The organism is Salegentibacter sp. (assembly GCF_036568425.1).
In the GTDB taxonomy this organism is placed as follows: domain Bacteria; phylum Bacteroidota; class Bacteroidia; order Flavobacteriales; family Flavobacteriaceae; genus Salegentibacter.
In genome coordinates this window covers 1-20,330 of the sequence record NZ_DATCSO010000024.1, presented here as the reverse complement: position 1 = coordinate 20,330, position 20,330 = coordinate 1, and the positions used below count along the sequence as shown (strand labels likewise).

At 39.3% G+C, this 20,330-nt stretch carries 22 protein-coding genes and 1 pseudogene; 6 read left to right on the top strand and 17 right to left on the bottom strand.

The genetic code is table 11. From position 1 onward, the window contains the following. From VIM94_RS02735 to VIM94_RS02725, 3 genes and pseudogenes are all read left to right on the top strand, one after another. Positions 1 to 894, top strand: a pseudogene (locus VIM94_RS02735) (TonB-dependent receptor); the annotation flags it as partial. 141 nt (positions 895 to 1,035) lie between these two features. Next, positions 1,036 to 2,412: a DUF5689 domain-containing protein gene (locus VIM94_RS02730; protein WP_332037758.1), complete on the top strand. Its 1,377-nt coding sequence runs from the start codon at positions 1,036 to 1,038 to the stop codon at positions 2,410 to 2,412. A gap of 66 nt (positions 2,413 to 2,478) precedes the next feature. Then, positions 2,479 to 2,883 carry a hypothetical protein gene (locus VIM94_RS02725; protein ID WP_332037757.1) on the top strand — a complete coding sequence of 135 codons (405 nt, stop codon included), beginning with the start codon at positions 2,479 to 2,481 and terminating at the stop codon, positions 2,881 to 2,883. Between the two features lie 59 nt (positions 2,884 to 2,942). On the opposite strand, the gene VIM94_RS02720 is transcribed toward VIM94_RS02725, so the two are convergent. From VIM94_RS02720 to VIM94_RS02665, 12 genes are all read right to left on the bottom strand, one after another. Continuing rightward, on the bottom strand, positions 2,943 to 3,674 hold the full coding sequence (locus VIM94_RS02720; protein WP_332037756.1) for a hypothetical protein: 732 nt from the start codon (positions 3,672 to 3,674) through the stop codon (positions 2,943 to 2,945). Positions 3,675 to 3,772: 98 nt separating this feature from the next. After that, entirely contained in the window at positions 3,773 to 4,996 is a 1,224-nt protein-coding gene (gene hflX, locus VIM94_RS02715; RefSeq protein ID WP_332037755.1) for a GTPase HflX, read from the bottom strand. 145 nt (positions 4,997 to 5,141) lie between these two features. Continuing rightward, a complete protein-coding gene (locus VIM94_RS02710; RefSeq protein WP_332037754.1) occupies positions 5,142 to 6,038 on the bottom strand; it encodes a DUF3078 domain-containing protein in 897 nt (298 codons plus the stop codon). A gap of 88 nt (positions 6,039 to 6,126) precedes the next feature. Further along, positions 6,127 to 6,639, bottom strand: coding sequence for a DUF2480 family protein (locus tag VIM94_RS02705; protein ID WP_332037753.1), 513 nt, complete (start codon positions 6,637 to 6,639; stop codon positions 6,127 to 6,129). Positions 6,640 to 6,651: 12 nt separating this feature from the next. Continuing rightward, complete coding sequence (locus tag VIM94_RS02700) at positions 6,652 to 6,975, bottom strand: SUF system Fe-S cluster assembly protein (protein WP_093407639.1); 324 nt, start codon at positions 6,973 to 6,975, stop codon at positions 6,652 to 6,654. A 1-nt stretch (position 6,976) separates the two neighbouring features. After that, positions 6,977 to 7,354 carry a SufE family protein gene (locus VIM94_RS02695; RefSeq protein WP_414707144.1) on the bottom strand — a complete coding sequence of 126 codons (378 nt, stop codon included), beginning with the start codon at positions 7,352 to 7,354 and terminating at the stop codon, positions 6,977 to 6,979. A 297-nt stretch (positions 7,355 to 7,651) separates the two neighbouring features. Next, positions 7,652 to 8,890, bottom strand: coding sequence for a cysteine desulfurase (locus VIM94_RS02690; RefSeq protein ID WP_332037751.1), 1,239 nt, complete (start codon positions 8,888 to 8,890; stop codon positions 7,652 to 7,654). A gap of 45 nt (positions 8,891 to 8,935) precedes the next feature. Continuing rightward, positions 8,936 to 10,252, bottom strand: a complete 1,317-nt coding sequence (sufD, locus tag VIM94_RS02685) for a Fe-S cluster assembly protein SufD (protein ID WP_332037759.1) — start codon at positions 10,250 to 10,252, stop codon at positions 8,936 to 8,938. Positions 10,253 to 10,324: 72 nt separating this feature from the next. Then, positions 10,325 to 11,074 carry a Fe-S cluster assembly ATPase SufC gene (sufC, locus tag VIM94_RS02680; RefSeq protein WP_332037750.1) on the bottom strand — a complete coding sequence of 250 codons (750 nt, stop codon included), beginning with the start codon at positions 11,072 to 11,074 and terminating at the stop codon, positions 10,325 to 10,327. Positions 11,075 to 11,116: 42 nt separating this feature from the next. Next, positions 11,117 to 11,503: a hypothetical protein gene (locus tag VIM94_RS02675; RefSeq protein WP_332037749.1), complete on the bottom strand. Its 387-nt coding sequence runs from the start codon at positions 11,501 to 11,503 to the stop codon at positions 11,117 to 11,119. 20 nt (positions 11,504 to 11,523) lie between these two features. Then, positions 11,524 to 12,969, bottom strand: a complete 1,446-nt coding sequence (gene sufB / locus VIM94_RS02670; protein WP_332037748.1) for a Fe-S cluster assembly protein SufB — start codon at positions 12,967 to 12,969, stop codon at positions 11,524 to 11,526. Positions 12,970 to 13,029: 60 nt separating this feature from the next. Beyond that, positions 13,030 to 13,359 carry an iron-sulfur cluster assembly accessory protein gene (locus VIM94_RS02665; protein WP_332037747.1) on the bottom strand — a complete coding sequence of 110 codons (330 nt, stop codon included), beginning with the start codon at positions 13,357 to 13,359 and terminating at the stop codon, positions 13,030 to 13,032. A gap of 243 nt (positions 13,360 to 13,602) precedes the next feature. Here VIM94_RS02665 and thiL point away from each other — a divergent pair, with 243 nt between their 5' ends. Continuing rightward, positions 13,603 to 14,682, top strand: a complete 1,080-nt coding sequence (gene thiL / locus VIM94_RS02660) for a thiamine-phosphate kinase (RefSeq protein WP_332037746.1) — start codon at positions 13,603 to 13,605, stop codon at positions 14,680 to 14,682. A 30-nt stretch (positions 14,683 to 14,712) separates the two neighbouring features. Here thiL and VIM94_RS02655 read toward each other — a convergent pair whose 3' ends face one another. The 5 genes from VIM94_RS02655 to VIM94_RS02635 form a co-directional block, all read right to left on the bottom strand. Next, positions 14,713 to 14,964 (bottom strand): hypothetical protein, encoded by a 252-nt coding sequence (locus VIM94_RS02655; RefSeq protein ID WP_332037745.1) that lies wholly within the window; start codon positions 14,962 to 14,964, stop codon positions 14,713 to 14,715. A gap of 73 nt (positions 14,965 to 15,037) precedes the next feature. Further along, complete coding sequence (locus tag VIM94_RS02650) at positions 15,038 to 15,808, bottom strand: alpha/beta hydrolase (protein ID WP_332037744.1); 771 nt, start codon at positions 15,806 to 15,808, stop codon at positions 15,038 to 15,040. Positions 15,809 to 15,904: 96 nt separating this feature from the next. Next, a complete protein-coding gene (locus VIM94_RS02645; RefSeq protein WP_332037743.1) occupies positions 15,905 to 17,197 on the bottom strand; it encodes an aminopeptidase P family protein in 1,293 nt (430 codons plus the stop codon). A 105-nt stretch (positions 17,198 to 17,302) separates the two neighbouring features. Continuing rightward, a complete protein-coding gene (locus tag VIM94_RS02640; RefSeq protein WP_332037742.1) occupies positions 17,303 to 17,593 on the bottom strand; it encodes a chaperone modulator CbpM in 291 nt (96 codons plus the stop codon). Next, positions 17,590 to 18,528: a J domain-containing protein gene (locus VIM94_RS02635; protein WP_332037741.1), complete on the bottom strand. Its 939-nt coding sequence runs from the start codon at positions 18,526 to 18,528 to the stop codon at positions 17,590 to 17,592. The genes VIM94_RS02640 and VIM94_RS02635 overlap by 4 nt, the downstream gene beginning before the upstream one ends. A 252-nt stretch (positions 18,529 to 18,780) precedes the next feature. Between VIM94_RS02635 and VIM94_RS02630 the strand changes: the two genes are divergently transcribed. Both VIM94_RS02630 and VIM94_RS02625 read left to right on the top strand, forming a co-directional pair. Beyond that, positions 18,781 to 19,443, top strand: a complete 663-nt coding sequence (locus VIM94_RS02630) for a succinate dehydrogenase cytochrome b subunit (protein ID WP_332037740.1) — start codon at positions 18,781 to 18,783, stop codon at positions 19,441 to 19,443. Between the two features lie 12 nt (positions 19,444 to 19,455). Further along, a partial coding sequence (locus tag VIM94_RS02625) for an FAD-binding protein (RefSeq protein ID WP_332037739.1) occupies positions 19,456 to 20,330 on the top strand: 875 nt, incomplete at its 3' end.

Sequence of the window (20,330 nt, the reverse complement as noted above, 5' to 3'; positions counted from 1 at the left end):
CCCAATATGCGGAACTCCTTTTCCAATTCCCGTCAGAACAATGAAACAGTGGTGGGATTGGAAACAGAAAAGATCTATTCCGCAGACTTTAGTTATCGGTATCAGGCTCCAAAATTAAAAACAAGACTTACGGGATATTTCACCCAAATAAAGGATGCTACCGAAATCTCGTTTTATTATGCAGATGGTCTTTCGGGCCTGGGAAGAACCAGTACCACAGCTTTTGTACAGGAAATACTCTCTGGAATAGGCAAACGTCATCTTGGTGTCGAATTTGGAGTGGCATCTCAAGTTACAACAACTATAAAGCTTAAAGCGGCAGCCGCTGTAGGCCAATATACCTATAGCAACAATCCTTATTTATATTTAACATCAGATGATTTTGAAGATGCTGTACACTACGGTACTTCTTATCTCAAAAATTACCGAATTGCTGGTGGACCGCAACGAGCTGCACAAATTGGTTTTGAATATCGGGATCCAGGCTTTTGGTGGTTTGGAACTACCGTTAATTTTTTCTCGCATGCTTTTCTGGATATAAGTCCCCTAACCCGTACGGCGAATTTTAAACTTGATTCAGATGGTCTGCCTTTGCTTAATTATGATGAAGATATTGCCAGGGAATTACTGAAACAAGAGCAGTTTTCTGAATATTTCTTGGTGAACGTAATTGGTGGAAAATCCTGGTTGGTAAAGGGAAAGTACCTCGGGTTTTTCATAAGCCTGAACAATATTTTTGACGAGCTATATAAAACCGGCGGATTTGAGCAGTCCCGAAATGCTAATTACAGAACCTTAAAAACCGATAAAGAACGGGATTATCCAATCTTTAATCCTAAATACTGGTATGGTACGGGAGCAAGCTATTATGCGAATTTTTATGTCAGATTTTAAAGAAAAAATAGATGAAACCGGCAGGCTGTCGGACCCAAAAATTGGCAACAATTAACTTGTCCCAATTAAATCAGGAGGAATAAGATAAGTTGGTTGGCCTGAATACTCAATTGGGATAATAAATATAAACAGATGAGAGAGATGAAAACATTTTTTATACTGGGCTTTTTAGGATTTTCTCTGATTTCCTGCGTAAAGACTGACGATTTTGAAATCCCGAATGTTGAAATAGAAGATTTTTCATTAAATGGAAATGTCACCACCATTGCAGCGGTAAAAAATCTTTTTGATCCTGAAAATAATGAGATATACACTTTTTCAGAAACAGAAACTTATATGGAAGCCTACGTGGTTTCCAGTGATGAAGGCGGGAATTTTTATAAAGAGCTTGCTTTACAGGATCGCCCGATGGACCCTACGGCAGGGATTTTAATTCTTGTAGATGATAACTCGCTCTTCGAAAGCTTTAATTTTGGAAGGAAAATATACGTAAAACTGGACGGGCTAAGCCTATGGCAAAATAACGGAGTAATTCAGCTTGGAAAGCAAAATAGAGGTGACGTGGTAGCCATACCTAACTCCCTGATAGACGAACACCTTATCAGAACTACAGAAACCGCGGAAATCATAGCCTATGCTTTGGATATTTCTGAATTCAGCATTCAACATCTTAATTTATACATTCGTCTTGAAAATGTTCAGTTCAACAGAAATCTGGTGAGAAATGACCTGCGATTTACTTTTGCCGGGGAACAAACTGATCAGTATGATGGCGAGCGTCAATTGGAAAGTTGTGTTACCGGTGCAACCACCATCTTATCCAGCAGCACCTTTTCCGATTTCAAATCGCTTTTACTTCCGCAGGGATCAGGGAGTATAGAAGGTGTGCTCTCCCGAAATTTTTACGACGACTTTTTTGTGGTTGCTATCAATACTCCTGACGCCATTCATTTTAATGGAGAACGTTGTGATCCCGATTTTTTTTCTTGTGGAGATGTTCTCTCAGCCGGACCGGAAATTATTTTTGAAGAGAATTTCACTAACATCACCAGTAAAGAAAAACTCGAGGCCGAAGACTGGACAAATTTGAATGTAAACGGTGGTAGTGAAAGCTTTAAACCGGGAACTTTTGATGGCGACCGGTATATAAGGATCTCCGCTTTTAATACGGATGAAAGCCCCCTGGAAGCCTGGTTGGTGAGTCCACCTGTAGATTTAACCAATTCCTCCTTAGAGATGCTTTCCTTTGAAATCATGGCCTCCTACGATAATGCGACCATACTGGAAGTGTTAATTACTAATGAATATTCGGGAAATCCTTTGACCACCGATTGGTTGCTTTTGGATGCAAAGATTCCGGTAGGGCCTTCAAATCAGTACGGTAAAAAATATTTGAAATCCGAATTGGATATTTCCTGTTTGGATGGGAGAATAAATTTCGCTTTCAGGTATTTGGGATTAGCACCCGATAAAACGACCACTTACGATATTGATAATATTCGTATTACGGGGCATTAATTTTTTGCGTAAATTGAAGAATTATTATTCAAATTCAGCTTGTGTATGAACTAATTTTACCAACCAATGAAACTTCATTTTTTGCTCTTTATTCTATTTTTTAGTATGGGACTTTGTGCCCAACAAACACAGGATCTTGAAGGAACCTGGCGATGGACTTCACCCAATGGGGAAGATAACTTCGAGCTTACCCTCGAGTATATCGATGGTAACAAGATAAGAGGAAAACATTGTTCTGTATTTCGTAGCGGAGAAAAGATGGATTGCCAGAAGAGGGAAAACGATTATAGCATAAAGCTTATCAAAATAGCCAGGAATATTTACGATGGCACTATTGAAAGCGGATACAGTGCAACTTCCGGAAGGATTAGGCTGCAATACCATCCAAAGGATGTTAGTTTAAGTTTTGTCTTGAAGGCTTATCCGCCGGGGGAATTTTATTTGCCAGACAGGGCTTTATTGTATAGATAAATAAAAAGGAAAGCGATCTGATTCAGATCGCTTTCCTTTTTATTAGGTAATTTAATGTCTTATTCCTGATAGGCTTCTGAATATGGAGCCCATATCTCATATATGGGATTACCTTTTGAGCTGGTGCCTTTATGATGCCATTTTCCGTCCTTAACTTCATATTCAAATTCAAGACTGGCGCCTACCCTGTTGTCATCCCTGGAGAAAAATTTAATATTCTCAGTGTATATTCCATTTTCTGCGGAATAAGTGCCACCTCCTGTACCGCTGAATTCTTTAGTAGCCGAATTAAAAGCAATCCACTGGAAGCGTCCGCCGCCTAATATTTTGACCGTACGGCGATCTCCGGGGGTCATAGTCTTCAACTCCCCATTCCTTTTACGACCCGTAATTACCCAGTTCCCCGTAAGGTCATCACTTTTATCTGATACCCGTTCCCAGACTTTGGTGTGTATGCCATCGCTGACTTGGAATTTATCTTCACCATCCCAGGAAATATTAAAGTCGTTTTCCACTCCAATCGCATCAGGATCAGCAGTATCAAAATCTCTTTTTTCACTTAGAGTTTCATCATCACTGAGTGTAAACTTGCCCCCTGCGGCACTCATGAAATTATTACCTGGAAGAGATCTAACGCCATGAGCGAAATATCCATCCTGGTAGATCCTTATCACTTCTCTGTTGGTGATATCTTCCCCGTTCATATGAACCAGTTTCCAGGAACCTTCAATGTCTTGTGCAGAAATGAATCCAAAGCAAAACAAGAGTGATAAAAAAAGTAATCTTTTCATAATGTAAATTGTTGGTTTCCATCTAATTTACAATAATTCAATAAAAAAAACCTCTTAAAAAGAGGTTCTGAAATTTTTAAAAAATGATAGAGGAATTATTATTCTTTTTCTTCTCCATATTTATCATATTCGGGATAAAGGAAGTTATTATAAGGAAACCGGGTGATATGAATTTGTCTAACCGCTTCATAAACCTTTTTCCTGAATTCTTCCATGTTTTCCTTGTTAAGTGCTGAAATAAAAAGAACATTATCTCCCATGCGGCTCATCCAGGTTTTCTTCCATTCCTTTAGGCTATAGTGAACAGAAGTTCTCTCTGTGGTAAGATCGTCTTCTTCAATTTCCTCAGCCTTATATTGGTCTATCTTATTAAAGACCATGATTGTTGGCTTGTCATTACTTTTTATCTCACTCAAAATCTGGTTAACCGATTCAATATGGTCTTCAAAATTTGGATGGGAGATGTCCACTACATGTAATAACAGGTCTGCTTCACGAACCTCATCAAGTGTAGATTTAAAGGATTCTACCAACTGGGTGGGCAGTTTCCGTATAAATCCAACGGTGTCGGTAAGCAGGAAAGGCAGATTCCTGATTACTACTTTCCTTACCGTGGTATCCAGGGTTGCGAAAAGCTTGTTTTCAGCAAAAACCTCACTTTTACTTATGGTATTCATTAGGGTAGATTTTCCAACGTTGGTGTACCCCACTAAAGCAACCCGAACAAGCTGCCCGCGGTTTCCACGCTGAACTTCCATTTGCTTGTCTATGGTTGCCAGTTTTTTCTTAAGTAAAGCGATCTTATCTCTTACAATACGACGGTCTGTCTCGATCTCGGTTTCCCCGGGACCACGCATTCCGATACCCCCACGTTGGCGTTCAAGGTGAGTCCACATTCCTGCAAGACGCGGTAACAGATATTCGTATTGCGCAAGTTCTACCTGGGTACGGGCGTAACTTGTTTGTGCACGCTGCGCGAAAATATCAAGGATAAGGGTAGTTCTATCCAGAACCTTGCATTTTAGAATCTTTTCTATGTTTTTTTGTTGTGCAGGGGAGAGTTCATCATCAAAAATAGCAGTACCTATCTCGTATTCTTCCACGAATTCACGTACTTCATTCATTTTTCCTGAACCAATAAAAGTTTTGGGATTTGGGGTGTCCAGCTTCTGGCTGAAACGTTTCACAACTTCCCCACCCGCCGTATAAGTGAGAAACTCCAGTTCATCGAGATATTCCTCCAGCTTATCTTCATCCTGATGCTGGGTTACTATCCCTATTAAAACGGCTTTCTCGTGGGTTAAATCGGTTTTTTCAATCATATTTACAAAGTTACAGAATAGATCTGTACTGCAGATTTTCCTACTTTTAATTCAACATAAATTTAACGAAGACAAGGCGAAAATTTAAATTCCAGAGTTGCTTCGGCATAGCAGGTTTAGTTTATTGCTAAAATTACAATTGTTCTTAAAAAGCGTAATTCAAGCCTAATCCGAATACTTCACGAATCTGAAAACCTTTTACCGCGTTATCATCGTAGATGGCCTGGAAGATGAGGTTGGTCGAAAGATAATCATTGATCTTCATATTCATGTTCATCGTGTAATCTATATCTACATTCTTTGGATCTTCGAGGTAGTTGGAATAAAGATTCAGTAGATTTTCCATCGATACATTTTCTATAATGCTGAATTTTGCATAGGCCGAAACAGAGGCGCCAACTTCCCATCGGGTAGATTTTTCAGCGTCAACCCCAAAATAATCCCCGTCAACATAACCGGGTGCTGAGGTGAAATCTGAATCTACCAGGATCATTCTTCCTGTTGTGGGCGAAATATTTACGTAAAGATCTTCGTTTTTTTTCCAAAGCATCCCTGGCCCAAATTGAAGGTAGGCGGGTGAAAGCAGATTGGTATATTCGGTTCTTATAGTTTCTCCTGTCTCGGCATCTTCACTGTATCTATAACCTGTAGTGATCTGGGTCCTGAAATTCAGAAAAAGTGAGTAAAACCAGTTGGATTCTTCGACTTGCTTCCCGGCAATAGAATTGAATTCAAGTCTGTCGCTGGTCTTTCTGGCAAAGTCATCGCTGCGTTGCTTGGTCAACCCGTAATCAAGGATAAACTTATTATCCCAGGTAATATCGTCTCTTAAATAATTGAAATTGTAATTAAGTAATAGATTTCCGGCGATGTTTGAAGTACCTCCACCGGTCCACTCATCATTGAAGGCCGACTGGTTGAAAAGAAGCGCAAAATTACCTTCCTTCGTCCAGCCTTCTTTTTGTTCTTCCTGCTCTTCTTCCTGGGCTGTTAAATTGAAAATCCCGGCAAGAAAGGCCAGGAAAAATATAATTTTTTTCATCGATAAGTATTTAGAATTCCACTTGTTAAGTTACTGAAAAATAATTTTGAGATTTCCACTTTCGCGGAAATGACTTTGATAATCGTAATTAACCTTTAGTTTTTTTATACAGGGGAACCGATGAACAGGCTTCCCCATACATCAAACTTTTTACAATGGGCTGAAGTTTCTCTATTAGAAGAAGATAGGCATTTTTTGGTACAGGTTTGTGAGAACAACCTTTTACAATTACCGGTTTGTCTTTTAGTTCACTAAGATCTAGTTTTTCTATGATCTCGGCATATAAAATGCTTTCAAGAGTTTCCAGGTCCCCGGTAACTACTTTTTTTGCATATGGCTGAAGATAAGTTGCCAGGAGCATAAAAGCCCAGGCAGGAATAATCGCATCGCTGGAGCAGGTTAAGGCGACATATTGGCCGTCGTATTTACTCCAATCATAGGCTTTGGCCTGTTCCCTAAAATCTTTTTCCCTGAGTACAAAACCATCCAGCAACCATTCTTTAATGTCAAAAAGTACCCGTTCCCCTTCCGGATAGTGATCTTCCAGGTTAAAGGTGATTAATTTGCTGTTGGCTACGCGGTTAATTATCTCTTCAGGCATAAATGATTTTCTTTAAAGTAAGCCCAATTCCAGTTTTGCTTCTTCGCTCATTAGATCCTGGGTCCATGGTGGGTCAAAGGTGATCTCTACCTCTGCATCTTTTACCATATCCAGTGATTTTACACGTTCCTCTACTTCCATAGGCAGTGATTCTGCTACCGGGCAGTTTGGTGTGGTAAGCGTCATTAGTATCTTTACTTCGCTATCGGTGTTTACCATTACGTCGTATATCAAGCCTAATTCATATATATCTACAGGGATTTCCGGGTCATAAATGGTTTTTAAAACCTTTACGATTTTTTCGCCCAGTTCCTGAGTGTCTATTTCCTGTTCCATCTTAATTTAATTGGGTTTGGTATGCCACTGCATACATTTTAAGTTGTTTGATCATACTTACCAGTCCATTAGCACGGGTTGGTGAAAGATGTTCTTTCAGGCCTATATCGTCAATGAATTTTGTATCGGCCTCGATGATATCTGCCGGATGCTGATTGGAAAATGCCCTGATTAGAATTGCGACTATACCCTTAGTTATTATGGCATCACTATCGGCAGTGAATACCAATTTGTCGCCTTCCAGTTCGGCGTGCACCCAAACTTTGCTCTGGCAACCTTTTATAAGGTTTTCATCGGTCTTGTATTTTTCCTCGATCAGCGGCAGATTTTTGCCAAGCTCGATCATATATTCGTAGCGCTGCATCCAGTCGTCAAACATTGCAAATTCATCTACGATCTCTTCTTGTATTTCTTTTATTTTACTCACTTTCCTTCTTTTTGGAGCTTTAGAAGCTCGTTATTTCTATAGACAAAAATATCAATTCTTCTCTGAATCCTAAGCTTTCTTATCTGCGGAAGAATCTACAGCTTTCTTTATATTCCATCTTTTCCTCCCAGGAAACTTTGTGCTCGATGGCTGATTGAAAATTGTTGTTTCTTAGCATTCAACTCCTGAATAAAGAGATTTCCTCAAAAAAAATCTGAAGCCTGAAACTAAGAACCAATACTAGTTTCTTCACGAAAGCATCATTTTTGCTTTTTTAACCCCTGCGATAAAACGATCTATTTCCTCCTTGGTATTGTAAAAAGAAAAGGAGGCTCGCACTGTACCAGGAATTTTATAGAAATCCATAATTGGTTGTGCACAATGATGACCGGTTCTCACCGCTATACCCATTTTGTCGAGTAAAGTGCCAATATCATACGGATGAAGCCCTTCAATATTAAAGGAGATCACAGCAGTTTTTTCCCTTGAGGTGCCGTAAATCTTCATGCCTTCAATTTCGAGGAGTTTTCCCGTAGCATATTCAAGCAATTCCTGTTCATAGGCTGCAATTTTTTTAAGTCCAATAGAATTCATATAATCCACAGCTGCTCCAAAGGCTATTCCTCCACAAATGTTTGGGGTGCCGGCCTCGAATTTATGAGGAAGATCGGCATAGGTGGTTTTCTCAAAACTAACACTTGCGATCATCTCACCACCACCCTGATAGGGAGGAAGCTTTTTCAGCCATTCTTCTTTACCGTAGAGCATACCAACTCCGGTGGGGCCACACATTTTATGAGCTGAAACCACATAGAAGTCTACATCTAGCTCCTGAACATCAGCTTTGATGTGTGGAGCGGCCTGTGCGCCATCTATTAATACAGCTGCTCCATAAGAATGCGCCTTATCGATAATATTTTTGATCGGATTTATGGTTCCCAGCGCGTTAGATACGTGATTGAGAAAAACGACTTTTGTTTTATCTGAAATCATCTCTTCAAAATCGCTGTAAATAAGGGCTCCTTCCTCGTTCATAGGAATCACTTTCAAAACTGCTCCTGTTTTTTCGCAAAGCATTTGCCAGGGTACAATATTTGAATGATGCTCCAATGCCGAAACCAGAATCTCATCACCTTTCTGTAAAAGAGAAGCAAAACCACTGGCGATAAGATTTATGCCGTGGGTCGTTCCCGAGGTGAAAATGATTTCATAGGGGTTTTTGGCGTTAAAATGTTTTTGGAGACTTCTTCTTGCCTGCTCGTATTTTTCTGTAGCTTCCTGGGACAGGCTGTGTACTCCCCGGTGAATATTCGCGTTGTAATTGGAATAATAATCAACGATTACGTCTATCACCTGCTGTGGGGTTTGTGAGGTAGCAGCATTATCCAGATAGACCAATGGATAGCCATTGACCTCCCTTTGAAGAATAGGAAAATCTTTTCTTATTTTTTCGATGTCAAAAGCTATATTTTCAGTAGTCGGGTTCATGTGTTCTCTTTTTTAGGATAATTAAACCTGAAAATACCGGAAATATTACAGGTTGAAACCTACCTGAACGCCAAGTTTTTCTGCGATAAGCTTGTTGATTCTTTTCTTTAATTCAGGGATTTTTACGCTTTCAAGTACGTTGTTTGCAAAAGCATACATCATAAGACCCTGGGCCTCCCTTTTAGGAATTCCACGGGATCTCAGATAAAATAATGCATCTTCGTCCAGCTGCCCGATGGTACAACCGTGACTACATTTAACATCATCTGCAAAGATCTCTAACTGAGGTTTTGAATTTATGGTAGCTTTTTCTGTTAGTAAAACATTATTGTTAGACTGATAGGCATTTGTTTTCTGCGCTTCTTTTTCAACCAAAACCTTTCCGTTGAATACCCCGGTGGCGTTTCCATCAAAAATACCTTTATAATCCTGGTGGCTTTCGCAATTAGGTTCAATATGGTGTACTAAAGTGTTATGGTCTACATGTTGTTTACCTTCAATGAGAGTAACTCCTTTTAATGTGGAGTCTATATGCTCTCCCTTTTGATAGAAATTCAGGTTGTTCCTGGTTAATTTTCCGCCTAAAGAGAAAGTATGTACCGAACAGAAACTTTCAGATTGCTGTTCAATAAAGGTGTTATCTATAAGAGAAGCCGAAGTAGAGTCGTTCTGGATCTTGTAATAATCAACAATCGCACGCTTGCCTGCAAAGATCTCTGTAACTGCATTGGTAAGCACAGGCTTGTCGGTTAAGCTTTGGTGTCTTTCTATGATTTGAACATGAGAATTTTCATCTACCACGATAAGGTTTCGGGGCTGCAATAGCATTGCCGCTTCTTTTCCTGTAGATAAATTTATGATCTGAATTGGCTTATCAGCCATTTTATTCTTCTGGATATGAATATAGGCTCCTTCGCGGGTGAATGCTGTATTTAGAGCATTCAAACCTGTTTTTGGAGCGATTTTATTGAAATATTTATCCACAACCGTTTTATATGGAGCTTTGCATAATGCTGAAGACATTAAGCATACATCAATCTTATCGTGGGTGGTCTGTGAAAGATGAGAGGAATAAACCCCATCCACAAAGACTAAATCATAAGTATCAATATTATCGATTAGGTAATCTTTAATATCGCGATATTCCAGGCTGTCGTCCTTTTTTGGAAAAAAGCTATAATCGTGCTTTAAAACCGAATTAAGAGACGTGTATTTCCAGGCCTCTTCTTTCTTTGCCGGGAAACCAATACGCTCAAAATCCTGGATTGCCTGATTTCTTATGTTATGTAAATCATCATTCTCTCCACCGAACTCTTCTTCGAAGGCCAGAAAAGATGACACTAATTTATCTTTTAATTCCATCACAAAATTCTATTTGTCATTTTCGCCTTAGCGAAAATGGTAACTTTAATATTAAGGTTTAAAACCCGGGCTTTAAACTATTTCCGGTTTCAACCAATCGTAACCTTTTTCTTCAAGTTCCAGAGCAAGTTCTTTGCCGCCAGACTTGACAATCTTCCCATCTACTAAGACATGTACAAAATCTGGTTGGATATAATTTAATAATCGCTGGTAATGAGTGATCAATAACACTGCATTGTCTTTGGTTCTTAGCTTATTAACTCCTTTTGCTACAACTTTTAAGGCGTCAATATCCAAACCTGAGTCGGTTTCATCAAGAATAGCCAGTTTTGGTTCAAGTACGGCCATTTGGAAGATTTCATTACGTTTCTTCTCACCACCCGAAAATCCTTCGTTTAGAGATCGGGAAAGGAATTTGCGGTCAATTTCCAGCAATTCAGATTTTTCTTTGATGAGTTTTAGCATTTCGTTTGCCTTCATATCTTCCTTACCGTTGGCTTTACGGTGAGCATTGATGGCCGCTTTCATAAAGTTTGTTACTGAAACTCCTGGGATCTCGATAGGATACTGAAAAGATAGAAAAATACCTTTGTGAGCTCTTTCTTCAGGATCAAGGTCAGAAAGTTCCTGATCCTCGAAAATGATCTCTCCCTGAGTCATGTCAAACTCTTCTTTACCGGCGATAACCGAAGAAAGTGTACTTTTTCCTGATCCATTTGGTCCCATAATCGCGTGAACCTCCCCGGGATTGATTTCAAGATTTATCCCTTTCAGGATTTCCTTATCGTCTATACTTGCGTGTAAATTCTTTATTTTAAGCATATATTCTAGGTATGCATTCCGCTGCTGGCGAAACAGATTTAATTATTCTTCAATATCTTCTGAATCCTCTCTGGGCTCCAGAATTTTAATTATTTCTCTTATTTCTATATCTTCATCCCAACCCTCCTGGTTTGAACTTGGAGCTATTTTTCCTTTTATTTTTACTGAAACCATATCAAACTCTTCTTTCTGATAAGGTTTTATTTGCTCGGCCAGAACCTGGGCTGTAGAATCTATCTTTACTCCATAGACAAAATTGTCTCCTCTAAAAACCGCCGCATCACCTACAAAGATAATCTCTCCGGTTAAAGTTGGAATACTGTCTTGCTCGGTTTCAGTTTCAAGCGGGTTTATAAGGTCTTGCCGGCTTTCATCCTGGCAGGCAGCCGCAGAAATCAAAACACTGAGTATTAGTAAAAACTTTTTCATGATTCCTATTATCTCATTCATTATCCTACGGAACCTTCTAAGGAGATTTCCAGTAATTTCTGGGCTTCTACTGCGAATTCCATGGGTAATTTATTAAGAACCTCTTTGCTGAAACCATTTACAATAAGGGCGATAGCCTTTTCGGTATCAATACCCCGCTGGTTGCAGTAGAAGATCTGGTCTTCCCCAATCTTACTGGTCGTTGCTTCGTGTTCTACCTGTGCCGATTTGTTTTTAACCTCAATATAAGGGAAGGTATGAGCGCCACATTTATTTCCCATTAAGAGGGAGTCGCATTGTGAAAAATTTCTTGCATTTTCTGCCCGGCCATTGATTTGTACCAAGCCGCGGTAGGAATTCTGGGATTGCCCGGCCGAAATACCCTTGGAGATAATTGTACTTTTGGTGTTTTTACCAAGGTGGATCATTTTGGTACCCGTATCGGCTTGTTGATAATTATTGGTAACCGCAATAGAGTAGAATTCCCCAATGGAATTATCACCCTTTAAAACACAGGATGGATATTTCCAGGTAACTGCAGAACCTGTTTCTACTTGAGTCCACGAAATTTTGGCGTTCTTTTCGCAAAGTCCACGTTTGGTTACGAAATTATAAACTCCTCCTTTTCCTTCCTTGTTTCCGGGATACCAGTTTTGAACGGTGCTGTATTTAATTTCGGCATTATCCAGGGCGATAAGTTCAACTACCGCAGCGTGCAACTGGTTTTCATCACGGGTAGGAGCGGTACAGCCTTCTAGGTAGCTCACGTAACTGCTATCCTCAGCAATTACAAGAGTGCGCTCAAATTGACCGGTTCCGGCCTGGTTAATCCTGAAATAAGTTGAAAGTTCCATTGGGCATCTCACTCCCTTCGGAATATAACAGAAGGAGCCATCACTAAACACAGCCGAGTTTAATGCCGCATAAAAATTATCGGTTTTTGGTACAACTGTGCCTATATATTTTTTAACCAGTTCCGGATGATCCTGAATAGCTTCAGAAATGGAACAGAAAATAATTCCTTTTTCAGCAAGTGTTTTCTTGAAAGTAGTAGTTACAGATACAGAGTCCATAACAACATCTACCGCCACACCGGCAAGTTTTTTCTGTTCATCAAGGGAAATGCCTAGCCTTTTGAAGGTATCCAATAATTCAGGATCCACTTCGTCTATGCTGTTATATTTAGGTTTTTTATTGGGAGCCGAATAATATGAGATATTCTGAAAATTCGGTTTTTCATAATGAACATTAGCCCATTCAGGCTCTTCCATTTTCTCCCAGGCACGAAAAGCCTCCAGGCGCCAATTGGTCATCCATTCGGGTTCTTCTTTCTTTTTTGAAATTGCTCTCACAATGTCTTCATTGAGACCTACAGGAAAGGTATCAGATTCTATATCGGTATAAAATCCATACTCATATTCCTTTGTTTCGAGCTCTTTTTTTAAATCGTCTTCAGTATATGCCATTTCAATATTATTAATTCAAGGTTCAAAATTTAAAAATTCAGGATTTAAATTTTGAATAATTTAAAGGGAAAAACTCTCCCCGCATCCGCAGGTGCGTTGAGCGTTGGGATTATTAAATACAAATCCCTTGCCATTAAGTCCACCGGAGTATTCGAGAACTGTGCCGGCTAAATATAAAACGCTACGCTTGTCAACTACGATCTTAATATCGTTGTCTTCAAAAAGTTTATCTTCTTCGGCCTTATTTTTGTCAAAATTTAATTCGTAAGACAAACCTGAGCAGCCACCGCTTTTAACACCAACCCGAACAAAGTCCTGAACACTGTCAAAACCATCTTCGGCCATCAAAGCAGCAATCTTTTTTTTAGCACCTTCGCTAACTTTTATCATAGCTTAACAAGATTAATTCTAAATTGAGGACAAATATACTACAAAACAGGCGTTTTACCATAGAGCCAGCATTTGTTTTAAGAATGATAGAATAGGCCTTACCAATTAAAGATTTTTAAAAACATGATCATCTATTTAACTGATATTCAATAACTTTTAAAAAAGACCTTTCTTTCATTCTATTTGGATTTATTCTTATAGTTGGATAATATTCATTTATTTTGCAGATTAAAATTTTACTATATGTTTGATGATAGTCAGGGAATAAAGACAAACCTTTCAGAATTAGGGGAATTTGGGTTGATAGAACATCTTACCCGGAGTTTCTCTCCAAAATTAACTTCTACTATAAAAGCCATTGGAGATGATGCCGCGGTGTTGAATTTTGAAAATAAACATAGCATTGTAACTACCGATCTTCTTGTTGAAGGTGTGCATTTTGATCTTGCCTATATGCCGCTCAAACATCTTGGGTATAAAGCCGTAATGGTAAATGCATCTGATGTGTACGCGATGAATGCGAAAGCTACGCAAATAACAGTATCTATTGCGGTTTCTAATCGTTTCCCGGTGGAAGCCCTGGAAGAGCTGTATGCAGGAATAGAACTGGCTTCCAAAATTTATAATATTGATGTGGTAGGTGGGGATACAACTTCTTCTACATCCGGACTTTTAATTAGTATAACCGCCCTGGGATTTGCTGAAAAAGAAGATGTGGTTTTTCGGAGTGGAGCCAGGCCAAATGATCTCCTGGTGGTAACCGGGGATCTTGGTGCTGCTTATATGGGCCTCCAGGTTCTGGAACGTGAGAAGCAGGTTTTTAAAGCTAATCCTAATGCCCAGCCAGATCTTGATCAATATACCTATCTCATCGAAAGACAACTTAAACCCGAAGCAAGAAAAGATATTCCGCCATTGCTGAAAGAATTGGGAGTGAAACCAACTTCCATGATAGATATTTCTGACGGTCTCTCTTCTGAAGTTATTCATTTATGCAAGAATTCTCAGGTGGGAGCTAATCTTTATGAAGATAAAATTCCGTTGGATCCTGCGGTGATTTCGGTTTGTGAAGAATTTGAAATTGATAGCACCACCATTGCCCTAAGTGGAGGTGAGGATTATGAATTGTTATTCACCGTAGCTCAGGAAGATTACGATAAGATTAAGGCAAACCCTCACTTAACTGTAATAGGTCACATGACTGAAGAAAAAGAAGGAATGCACTTAATTACCCGTGCCAACACTAAGATCCCATTAATTGCCCGTGGCTGGAATTCTATGGAAGAAAAAGATGATAATTCCAGCGAGCAGGAAATGGAATAAGATTTTAAAATTTAATTTTGAAAAAGAATATTAGGAAGCGTGAGCAAAATGCTTGCGCTTTCTTTTTTTATGTATTTTAGAAATATATTCGTTTGTTTCCTTGAATTTTGGCGTTAACCGGGCCAGAAAGCCATTGGCGGTATCGGTCATTTGCATACCACATTTATCACATTCGTACTCATGAATGTGATCGGTGACGTTTTTTGATACTCTTAGTTTATGTCCGAAAATGCTGCAAAATACCTTTCCGAACGAAAATAGGCTAGGGTTAATTTTCTTCATAAAGGGTTGATTTTCTTGTTTCTGTAAGTACTAAATTATAAAAAAAAGTTAAACTTTCGACAAAAAGTATGAATTAATCGATGAAATGCAAAAATTCCATTAATTCGTTTTTGTTTTCTATAAATGCCAAATGCCCATCGGGATAGCTCAAAAACCTGGTTTTGCAGATGGCTGAGACCTTTTTAATTTCCTTGTAGTCCAGTATAGGGTCATTTTTACCTGCAATAATATATTTCGGTTTTTTAATGCTTTCGAGCAAACGGCTGTGGTCAGCACGAATTTTCATTCCCTGGAGAGCGGCTGTAATTCCTTCTGTTGGAAAATTAAGCGCCCGGTGTTTCAATTCGTCCACTTGTGGTTCGAATTTTTTGTTATTTTCTGGCGTCAATAAATTTGAGATCGCCATATTAACAAAAGCTTCTTTGTTCTTTGAAACCAGCCGGGTAGATTTATCACGGTTAATGCTGCGCTCTTCCGAATCTGCTTTAGGAGTGGAATTTATTAGTGCCAAACCGGTGGGTATTGTAGGAAAAATATTCTGAAATTCCAAATTTACATAACCTCCCATAGAGTGACCCGCAAAAAAAGCTTTTTCAATATTTAATATGTCTAAGACTGCTTTTACAGTAAGGGCCATTTCCCTCATTGTATGTATTGCGTCTATACAACCCGATCTCCCGTGACCTGGAAGATCTATACAAACCACCTGTCTTTTTTCTGAAAGCTTGTCCTGGAAATCCTTCCAGATCTCCAAAGATTCAAGAAAACCATGCAGGAGGATAAGAGGATTGCCACTTCCTTTGGTAGCATAATGAATACTGGTGTTTTTGTGATTGATTTCCATAAGCCGGGTATCGATGTGCCTCAAAATAAAAAGCCACGAATTCACAAAATAAATTGGGAGTCCGTGGCTTAAAAATAGGTGTTTCCGAAGAAAAATTTATGAGTTCATAATCTCTTCAATCTCCTCGATTTCTATAGGGATGTTGCGCATAAGGTTAAAAGGTTCGCCCTTTTCCCGGATTACCACATCATCTTCCAGTCGAATTCCAAAACCTTCATCTGGCAGGTAAATTCCGGGTTCTACGGTGAACACCTGGTTAGCTTTCATAGGTTCGGTGAGGATTCCGTAATCGTGGGTGTCAAGCCCGATATTGTGAGCGGTGCCATGCATAAAATACTTTTTATAGGCGGGCCAGTCAGGATTTTCATTTTGGACATCAGCTTTATCCAGAAGTCCAAGGTCTAATAACTCTGAAGTCATCAATTTCCCAACTTCTTTGTGATATTCTGCCCAGATGGTTCCGGGTACCAGCCATTTTGTGGCTTCTTTTTTCACGCGGTTAACCGCATTATAGATCTGTTTCTGCCTGTCTGTATATTTTCCAGATACTGGAATTGTCCTGGTCATATCGCTGGAATAATTTGCATATTCGGCCCCGGTATCGAGCAAAATAAGATCTCCGGCTTTACATTGCTGGTCGTTTTCGGTATAATGTAAAACGTTTGCATTATTTCCGCTTGCGATAATTGGCGTATAAGCAAATCCACGGGAACGGTTGCGAATCATTTCGTGCCAGTATTCGGCCTCGATCTCGTGTTCCCAAACCCCGGGTTTGGTAAATTTTAGTGCCCTGCGGAAAGCTTTTTCGGTGATATCACAGGCTTTCTGCATCAAATCTAATTCTATAGGGTCTTTCACCGAGCGTAACCTTTGCAGGATAGGGTTGCTTTTAGCGACCTGGTGCGCAGGATATTTTTCCTTGGTTTTTTTAATGAATCGCTCATCCCGGGTTTCGGTTTGAACATTTGCGCGATAATGCTCGTTGGTGTTGAAATAAATGGTGTCACACTGTGACATTACTTCGAAAAAGATTTTTTCAAAATCCTGAAGCCAGTAAACGGTTTTTATTCCGCTAACTTCAAAGGCTTTCTCCTTAGTGAGTTTTTCGCCTTCCCAAACTGCTATGTGCGGATTGGTTTCGGTTAAGAAAAGCATTTCCTTGTGTTCCGGTTTTGGGGCATCAGGAAATAGCACCAGGATAGCTTCTTCCTGATCAACTCCGCTTAGGTAAAAAAGATCACGGTTTTGTTGAAAAGGCATGGTACTGTCTGCGCCAATGGGATAAATATCATTGGCATTAAAAACCGCCAGGCTGGAAGGTTTCATTTTATCCGTAAAATTTTTACGGTTTTTTATAAAAAGGCTCTTGTCTATTTGTTCGTATCTCATAATTAGAAGTGTTGAGACGCGTAATCACGTCGTTTGTGTTCAGACATACAAAGTTATCAATATCTAAGAGAGTAAAAAGAAATACTGCGATTCCCTCTGGTGATATTATTCATATAATCCTAAACGGTTTTTGAGTTTGCGATTTTGATTTTGTAATTCTTCCAGTTGGGTAAGCAAATGTTGGATAGCCTCAAGACCTTCGAGGTTGATGTCTAACTCATAATGTAAACGTCGTAATTTTTCGAATTCTGCTATTTCATCACTTGGGACATATTCCGATTTCTCCACGGTCACGATTCTTATCAAGCCGCTTTGGGAAAGCGAGCTTATAAAAGTTTGCTCCACTTTGTAGCGAGTACAAATTTCTTCGGTAGGTATTAGATCTTCTAAATTCATGAGCGTAGTTTTTGAAGTTCCCTGAAAAGTTCTTTTTCCTTAGCACTGAGGTTGGTGGGCATTTCAATTTTGTACGTGATGTACAGGTCTCCATACTGTTTTTCTTTTTTATACTTCGGAAAGCCTTTTCCCTTAAGTTTTACCCTGGTGCCCGATTGTGTTTCTGGCTTCACCTTAAGTTTCACCTTTCCGTTAAAGGTATCTATGGTGATCTCCCCGCCAAGTATTGCGGTGTAAAGGCTTAAGTTTACAGTGCTATAGAGGTTTTCTTTTTCCCGCTTAAAGGTGGTGTTATTTATAATTTTAAAAGTGATGTAAAGATCACCCCTTGGCCCACCTTGAACCCCTGGGCCACCGTGTCCCTTAATTTTAATAGTTTGTCCATTTTCGACTCCGGCCGGAATCGTTAACCTGATATTTTTACCATTTATGGTAAGGGTTTGTTTTTGACTGGTGTAGACGTCACTAAGGTTTAATTCCAATTCGGCATTGTAATCCTGTCCTTTAAAATGGCTGTGTCTTCTTGAGCCATGAGCCCTGGCGCTACTGCCAAACATCTGTTCAAAAAAATCTGAAAAAGTATCTTCATCAAAATTACCAGAGTAGGCTTGTCCTCTTTGTCGGGAATCGCCGTAACCTCCAAAACCTCCACCATATCTTGCTCCACCAGCAGCTTGTTGCTGCCTTCTGGCTTCTTCATATTGGTCGGCGTGTTCCCAGTCTTTGCCGTATTGATCATATTTTTTGCGTTTCTCCGAATCGCTGAGAACTTCATGCGCTTCGTTTATTTGTTGAAATCTTGCCTGGGCTTCTTTGTTATTTGGGTTAAGATCTGGATGATATTTCCTGGCCAATTTGCGATAAGCCTTTTTGATATCGGCCTGGGAAGCTGATTTGTCCAGTTCCAGTAATTTGTAGTAGTCTATAAATTCCATGGGTTCGGAATAAGATTAGATTGAATTATTAACTGAAATTACTAAAAATGATTTCAACTTGCGTTAAGTTTTTGCAAAAAGAAAAATAGGTGAATTGCTTTATATTTAAAGGGTTTTCAATAGAATGATCAGGCTAATTATATGCTTCTTTGAATTAATTCTAAATTGATGATGAATTAGTAATGAAAGTTTGTGAGTAATTAATTCAAAATGTATTTTTGTTGTTAAAATCTTCATAAAATAACTTAACTAATGGGTGGAATACTTAATTCTTCAATAGCAAGAAAAGTTGCTATGGCCTTATCGGGACTTTTCCTTGTAATTTTCTTACTCCTACATTTCATAATAAATTTCACTTCTGTATTTAGTGCTGATGTTTTTAACGAATATTCCCATTTTATGGGAACTAACGTTTTAATTCAGTTTCTTTTACAGCCTATTCTAATTTTAGGGGTGATCTTGCATTTTGTATTAGGATTTGTTCTCGAGTACAAAAACAGAAGCGCCAGGCCAATAAATTATGTGCGTTTTAATGGTAGTGCTAATTCCAGTTGGATGTCCCGAAATATGATTTACAGCGGGCTGGTTATTCTAGCTTTCTTAGGGCTTCACTTTTACGATTTCTGGATTCCTGAAATGGTGCACAAATACGTAGAGTCCCATCCGGAAGACCCTTTCAGGTATTACCACGAAACGGTTGCCAAATTTGAGTCTCCGGTAAGAACAGGATTATATGTATTATCTTTTGTTCTTTTAAGCCTTCACATGTTTCACGGGTTTTCATCCTCATTCCAATCTATGGGATGGGCGAATAAATACGCCAAAGGCCTAAGAGGTTTTACAGTGGCCTACGCCATTCTTATTCCTTTAGGCTTTATATTTATAGCCCTGTATCACTATTTTAATAACGTTTAATACGTAAGATTTATGTCAGTTTTAGAATCAAAAATACCGGCAGGACCACTTGAAGAAAAGTGGGAAAACCATAAGAATAATATTAACCTGGTGAACCCGGCAAACAAACGTAATATTGATGTTATAGTAATAGGGACAGGACTTGCCGGAGGCAGTGCCGCTGCTACTTTGGCCGAGCTTGGTTATAATGTTAAGACGTTTTGCTATCAGGATTCTCCAAGAAGAGCACACTCTATTGCTGCCCAGGGAGGAATTAATGCCTCAAAAAACTATCAGGGAGACGGTGATTCAGATTATCGCTTATTCTATGATACCATAAAAGGAGGTGATTATCGTTCGCGGGAAGCTAACGTGTATCGCCTTGCCGAAGTTTCAGGAAATATAATAGATCAATGTGTTGCACAGGGAGTTCCCTTTGCCCGTGAATACGGGGGCTTACTCGATAACCGCTCTTTTGGAGGGGTGCTTGTATCCCGTACTTTTTATGCCAAAGGTCAAACAGGGCAGCAGTTGCTTTTAGGAGCTTATTCTGCCATGAACCGGCAAATAAACCGGGGTAAGATCCAATCTTATACCCGTCATGAAATGCTTGATCTAGTAATTGTAGACGGAAAAGCAAGAGGGATAATCGCCCGCGACCTGGTTTCGGGAGAAATTGAAAGACACAGTGCACACGCTGTGGTTATAGCTTCAGGAGGTTACGGAAATGTATTTTACCTTTCAACTAATGCAATGGGAAGTAATGTTACTGCATCCTGGAAAATCCACAAAAAAGGAGCTTATTTTGCCAATCCTTCTTTCACGCAAATTCACCCAACCTGTATTCCGGTTTCGGGAGACCATCAGTCTAAACTTACATTGATGTCTGAATCTCTTCGGAATGATGG

Bases quoted from the DNA above. Each gene is read 5' to 3' on its own strand.
- VIM94_RS02730 (WP_332037758.1), top strand. From the start codon at position 1,036: ATGAAAACATTTTTTATACTGGGCTTTTTAGGATTTTCTCTGATTTCC.
- VIM94_RS02725 (WP_332037757.1), top strand. From the start codon at position 2,479: ATGAAACTTCATTTTTTGCTCTTTATTCTATTTTTTAGTATGGGACTT.
- VIM94_RS02720 (WP_332037756.1), bottom strand. From the start codon at position 3,674: ATGAAAAGATTACTTTTTTTATCACTCTTGTTTTGCTTTGGATTCATT.
- hflX (WP_332037755.1), bottom strand. From the start codon at position 4,996: ATGATTGAAAAAACCGATTTAACCCACGAGAAAGCCGTTTTAATAGGG.
- VIM94_RS02710 (WP_332037754.1), bottom strand. From the start codon at position 6,038: ATGAAAAAAATTATATTTTTCCTGGCCTTTCTTGCCGGGATTTTCAAT.
- VIM94_RS02705 (WP_332037753.1), bottom strand. From the start codon at position 6,639: ATGCCTGAAGAGATAATTAACCGCGTAGCCAACAGCAAATTAATCACC.
- VIM94_RS02700 (WP_093407639.1), bottom strand. From the start codon at position 6,975: ATGGAACAGGAAATAGACACTCAGGAACTGGGCGAAAAAATCGTAAAG.
- VIM94_RS02695 (WP_414707144.1), bottom strand. From the start codon at position 7,354: ATGTTTGACGACTGGATGCAGCGCTACGAATATATGATCGAGCTTGGC.
- VIM94_RS02690 (WP_332037751.1), bottom strand. From the start codon at position 8,890: ATGAACCCGACTACTGAAAATATAGCTTTTGACATCGAAAAAATAAGA.
- sufD (WP_332037759.1), bottom strand. From the start codon at position 10,252: ATGGAATTAAAAGATAAATTAGTGTCATCTTTTCTGGCCTTCGAAGAA.
- sufC (WP_332037750.1), bottom strand. From the start codon at position 11,074: ATGCTTAAAATAAAGAATTTACACGCAAGTATAGACGATAAGGAAATC.
- VIM94_RS02675 (WP_332037749.1), bottom strand. From the start codon at position 11,503: ATGAAAAAGTTTTTACTAATACTCAGTGTTTTGATTTCTGCGGCTGCC.
- sufB (WP_332037748.1), bottom strand. From the start codon at position 12,969: ATGGCATATACTGAAGACGATTTAAAAAAAGAGCTCGAAACAAAGGAA.
- VIM94_RS02665 (WP_332037747.1), bottom strand. From the start codon at position 13,359: ATGATAAAAGTTAGCGAAGGTGCTAAAAAAAAGATTGCTGCTTTGATG.
- thiL (WP_332037746.1), top strand. From the start codon at position 13,603: ATGTTTGATGATAGTCAGGGAATAAAGACAAACCTTTCAGAATTAGGG.
- VIM94_RS02655 (WP_332037745.1), bottom strand. From the start codon at position 14,964: ATGAAGAAAATTAACCCTAGCCTATTTTCGTTCGGAAAGGTATTTTGC.
- VIM94_RS02650 (WP_332037744.1), bottom strand. From the start codon at position 15,808: ATGGAAATCAATCACAAAAACACCAGTATTCATTATGCTACCAAAGGA.
- VIM94_RS02645 (WP_332037743.1), bottom strand. From the start codon at position 17,197: ATGAGATACGAACAAATAGACAAGAGCCTTTTTATAAAAAACCGTAAA.
- VIM94_RS02640 (WP_332037742.1), bottom strand. From the start codon at position 17,593: ATGAATTTAGAAGATCTAATACCTACCGAAGAAATTTGTACTCGCTAC.
- VIM94_RS02635 (WP_332037741.1), bottom strand. From the start codon at position 18,528: ATGGAATTTATAGACTACTACAAATTACTGGAACTGGACAAATCAGCT.
- VIM94_RS02630 (WP_332037740.1), top strand. From the start codon at position 18,781: ATGGGTGGAATACTTAATTCTTCAATAGCAAGAAAAGTTGCTATGGCC.